The sequence below is a fragment of the Psychrobacillus sp. genome (assembly GCF_056205495.1).
In genome coordinates, this window is record NZ_JBAEAP010000093.1 from 1 (window position 1) to 4,632 (window position 4,632).

Genomic DNA, 4,632 nt, shown 5'->3' on the forward strand with positions numbered 1-4,632 from the left:
GCATGTCCTGGAGTGTCTAAGAAAGTAATCTTTTTGCCATTGTCTACCACTTGGTATGCACCGATATGCTGAGTGATACCGCCTGCTTCTCCAGCAGTTACTTTTGTGTGTCTAATTGAATCTAGAAGAGTCGTTTTACCATGGTCAACGTGTCCCATGATTGTAACTACTGGTGGGCGTTCACCCATGTTAGCAGCGTCTTCTTCAACAGGAGCTTCGAAATGAACTTCTAAATCGGTAATATCGATTTTAATTTCTTCTTCCACTTCTACACCGTAGTCTGCACAAATTAGTTCAATAGCATCCTTATCAAGTTCCTGGTTAATTGTTGCCATTACACCAAGTAAGAACAATTTTTTAATGATTTCTGCAGGCTCACGACCTAATTTTTTCGCTAGCTCTGTAACTGTAAGAGATTCCGTAAAGGTAATTCTTTCTGGAAGTTCTCTTTCTTTTCTTGGTACTGGTGGTTGAACTGGAGTAGTTGGTCCTTTTCTACGCTTGTTGAATCGGCCACCTGGTCTGTTTTGTCCACCTGGTCTGTTTTGGTTTTGGCCACCCGGACGATTTTGTCCACCTGGTTTGTTATTATTAGTAAAGGTTTTCTTTGGTTGGTTGTTTGAACCTTGAGTATTAGAACCTTGAGTATTCGACTGACTTCCTGGTCTTTGCTGAGACTGACCAGCATTAGATGGACGTGATTGCCCTTGTGATGATGGTCTAGATTGATTTTGGTTATTTGGTCTTTGTTGACCTTGGGAAGCTGGTCTAGATTGGTTCTGATTGCTTGGTCTTTGCTGTCCTTGTTGACCTTGTGAAGACGGTCTAGACTGGTTTTGATTATTTGGTCTTTGCTGTCCTTGTGACGCTGGTCTAGATTGGTTCTGATTACTTGGTCTTTGTCCTTGGTTAGCAGGTTTAGACTGTTGTGAATTAGAATTGTTTCCAGCTCCACCTTTTTTATAAATGCCGTCTAATTTACTTACAGCATCTCCTTCAAGCGTAGACATATGATTCGTTACTGTTATATTCAACTTTCCTAGTTGCTCTATAACTTCTTTACTCGATTTATTAATTTGTTTCGCGTATTCATGAACTCTGATTTTAGTCATTAGCTCACCCCCGGTTATATTCGTTGAGAAGGCCGGACAGTTTTTTAGCGAAACCGTCATCCATAATGGCTATTGCCACTCTGGCCTCTTTTCCCGTCGCATGTCCGAGATCGTGCCGGTCTCCAAAGACATGCAGCTCAACGTTAAAAGATGCACATTTATCATTCAATTTTTTAGCAGTATTATGTGAAGCATCGTTAGCTAATATAACTAGCTTTGCTTTCTTACTTCTAATTTCTTTTACGACTAACTCTTCCCCAGAAATCGTTTTTCTAGCTCTAGTGGCGAGTCCTAATAGTTGCGTAATTTGTTGTTCTATATTCATTTCAACTTTTCTCTTTCAATCATGACGATTAACTCATCATATATTTCATTTGGAATGCTTGCTTCTAAATGATTACCTAAAGAATTCTTTTTCTTCGCTTGGTTAACAGCTTCCACGGTTTTAGAGACGTACGCACCACGACCAGATTTCTTTCCTGTCGGGTCCACGCTAACCTCACCTTCCTTAGAACGAACTACTCGAATCATTTCTTTTTTAGGAAACATTTCTCCAGTAGCAACACATTTTCGTAATGGGATTTTTTTTTGAGTGGCCATACTAAAGCAGCCTCCTATTCTTACTCTTCGTCTTTGTAAAAATCAAAATCATCCATATCATTTTCTAATTCTTCTACAATCAGCTGTGGAGAATTCTCGTTAGGATAAATTCCTAGCTCTCTAGCATCAGTTTCACTTTTAATATCAATTTTCCAGCCAGTTAGCTTAGCTGCAAGTCTTGCATTTTGGCCTCTTTTACCAATAGCTAGCGATAATTGATAATCAGGTACTACTACAGTAGTGGATTTTTCTTCTTCATTTACTTGAACATCTAAAACTTTCGAAGGACTAAGTGCATTTGCAACGAAAACAATCGGATCTTCTGACCATTCAACAATGTCAATTTTTTCTCCGCTTAGTTCGTTTACAATCGTTTGAACACGAGCACCTTTCGCACCTACACATGAGCCAACCGGATCAATTTCTTCGTTATGTGCAAACACAGATATTTTTGAACGATCTCCAGCTTCACGAGCGATAGATTTAATCTCTACAATACCTTCGAAAATTTCAGGTACTTCCATTTCAAATAAGCGACGAAGTAATCCAGGATGTGTTCTTGAAACAAACACCTGTGGTCCACGAGTTGTTCGTTCAACCTTTGTAATATACACTTTGATACGATCATGGGGACGATATGTTTCAGTTGGAATTTGTTCGTTTACTGGTAAAACAGCTTCCACTTTCCCTAATCCTACATATATATTACGCGCATCCAGTCGTTCGACAATACCATTTACTATATCGTCTTCACGATCAACATACTCTTCATATATTAATCCTCGTTCAGCCTCACGAACTCTTTGCGTTACAACTTGTTTCGCTGTTTGTGCAGCAATGCGGCCGAAATTACGTGGAGTAACCTCTTCTTCAACTACATCTCCAATTGCATAATGTGGATTAATAGCTTGTGCATCCTCTAAAGAGATCTCTAAACGACCATCTCCTACTTCTTCAACTACATCTTTTCTTGAATAAACGATCATTGAACCATTCGCTAAATTAATATCGACACGAACATTCTGAGCTTGATTGAAATTTCTTTTATAAGCCGTAACTAAAGCAGCCTCGATTGCCTCGATTAATACATCTCTTGAAATCCCTTTTTGTTTCTCTAGCGCTGTTAACGCATCTAATAACTCACTACTCACAGCCACCACTCCTCAATATACATTATGCAGAGAAATCGATTGCTAAACGAGCTAGCGCAATTTTCTCTTTTTCAATTTGAATTTTTACTCTTCTTGTTTTGATGCGAATTTCTATTAAAGCGCCTTCTTCTGCAGTATAAGAAAGTAATGTTCCTTCAAACTCTTTTGCACCATTAATCTGCTCATAAGTTTTAATAAAAACATATTTCCCTACAGCTGCAATAAAATCAGCTTCTTTTTTCAATGGACGCTCTGCCCCTGGAGAGGAAACTTCTAAAAAGTAATTTTCCTTAATAGGATCTTCTTCATCCAGCTTTTCGCTTAGTTTGTTGCTTACTTGTGCACATTGCTCAATATCGATTCCACCAGTTGGTGTATCGACATACACACGTAAAAACCAATCGCGACCTTCTTTTACATATTCAATATCAACGAGCTCTAAGTTCATTTCTTGTAAAATCGGTAAAACAAGCTCTTCCATTTTACTAGTTATATTACTCATAAAGGCCTCCTTACAAAACCGTGATTTTCTATATAACAACAGAAAAGAGCGGGAAATCCCACTCTTTCGTCACAGAACTATGAAACATTGGTAGATTTATCTTACCATACCATAGGTTTGTTTGCAAATTAGTGACTAAAACAACGAAAGCTGATTTGCTTCAGGAAGCCCTTCTAGGCAACCCATTGCATCTAAATAATCAATGATTGTTTTGGATACTTTTCCTCTTTGCTGTAAATCCTCTTTAGAGAGAAATTCACCATTTTTGCGAGCATTAACAATTTGAACTGCTACATTTGTCCCTAACCCTGGTACTGCATCAAAAGGTGGTATTAATGTATTACCTTCTATAGTAAACTCATGAGCTTTGGATTTATAAAGATCAATTTTTTGCATCTTAATGCCACGCTCTGACATTTCTAGGGAAAGCTCTAGCACTGTAGCTAAACTTTTTTCTTTGTTAGATGCTTCTAATCCCTTAGCATTAATCTCATCTAACTTAGCTCTTATAGTATGTGAGCCATTTACAATAGAGATCAAATCAAAGTCTGACGCTCGTACAGTAAAATATGCCGCATAATATAGTATTGGGAAATGAACTTTAAAATATGCAATACGAACAGCCATTAAAACATAGGCAGAGGCATGCGCTTTTGGGAACATGTATTTAATCTTTTTACACGATTCAATATACCAGTTGGCTACACCTTTTGATTTCATCTCTGCTTCAAACTCAGGTGTTAAACCTTTCCCTTTACGTACGGATTCCATAATTTTAAAAGCAAGTGATGGCTCAAGTCCCTGATAAATCAAATAGACCATAATATCGTCACGACAACCGATAACATCAGAAAGCTGACAAGTTCCAGCTTGTATAAGCTCTTGAGCATTACCTAACCAAACATCCGTCCCATGGGACAGCCCGGAAATCTGAACAAGCTCGGAAAAAGTAGATGGCTTTGTTTCTTCAAGCATCTGCCTTACGAAACGGGTCCCAAATTCCGGGATACCAAGGGTACCAGTTTTACAATCAATTTGTTCTGCGGTAACACCAAGTGACTCTGGTCCACTAAATATTTTCATCACTTCAGGATCATCTGTTGGAATCGTTTTAGGATCAATTCCAGATAAATCTTGGAGCATACGGATGACCGTTGGATCATCGTGCCCTAATATATCCAGCTTAAGTAGATTATCGTGAATGGAATGGAAATCGAAGTGTGTCGTTTTCCATTCAGAGTCTTGAGCATCTGCTGGGAACTGAATT

Annotated in this window: 6 protein-coding genes; all 6 read right to left on the reverse strand. The window is 38.4% G+C overall.

The window, feature by feature from the left end; all coding sequences use genetic code 11:
- On the reverse strand, positions 1-1,112 hold a 1,112-nt coding region (locus AC06OU_RS02900), incomplete at its 3' end, for a translation initiation factor IF-2 N-terminal domain-containing protein (RefSeq protein WP_475853857.1).
- Between the two features lie 4 nt (positions 1,113-1,116).
- Positions 1,117-1,437, reverse strand: coding sequence for a YlxQ family RNA-binding protein (locus AC06OU_RS02905; protein WP_169358630.1), 321 nt, complete (start codon positions 1,435-1,437; stop codon positions 1,117-1,119).
- Positions 1,434-1,712, reverse strand: a complete 279-nt coding sequence (gene rnpM, locus AC06OU_RS02910) for an RNase P modulator RnpM (RefSeq protein ID WP_251552889.1) — start codon at positions 1,710-1,712, stop codon at positions 1,434-1,436. Before rnpM ends, AC06OU_RS02905 begins: the two co-directional genes overlap by 4 nt.
- A 20-nt stretch (positions 1,713-1,732) precedes the next feature.
- Positions 1,733-2,863 carry a transcription termination factor NusA gene (gene nusA / locus AC06OU_RS02915; protein ID WP_169358628.1) on the reverse strand — a complete coding sequence of 377 codons (1,131 nt, stop codon included), beginning with the start codon at positions 2,861-2,863 and terminating at the stop codon, positions 1,733-1,735.
- Positions 2,864-2,885: 22 nt separating this feature from the next.
- Positions 2,886-3,365 (reverse strand): ribosome maturation factor RimP, encoded by a 480-nt coding sequence (rimP, locus tag AC06OU_RS02920; protein WP_169358627.1) that lies wholly within the window; start codon positions 3,363-3,365, stop codon positions 2,886-2,888.
- Between the two features lie 135 nt (positions 3,366-3,500).
- On the reverse strand, positions 3,501-4,632 hold a 1,132-nt coding region (locus AC06OU_RS02925), incomplete at its 5' end, for a helix-hairpin-helix domain-containing protein (protein ID WP_475853860.1).

Excerpts from the sequence above, each read along its gene's own strand:
- AC06OU_RS02905 (WP_169358630.1), bottom strand. The coding sequence starts at position 1,437 with ATGAATATAGAACAACAAATTACGCAACTATTAGGACTCGCCACTAGA.
- rnpM (WP_251552889.1), bottom strand. The coding sequence starts at position 1,712 with ATGGCCACTCAAAAAAAAATCCCATTACGAAAATGTGTTGCTACTGGA.
- rimP (WP_169358627.1), bottom strand. The coding sequence starts at position 3,365 with ATGAGTAATATAACTAGTAAAATGGAAGAGCTTGTTTTACCGATTTTA.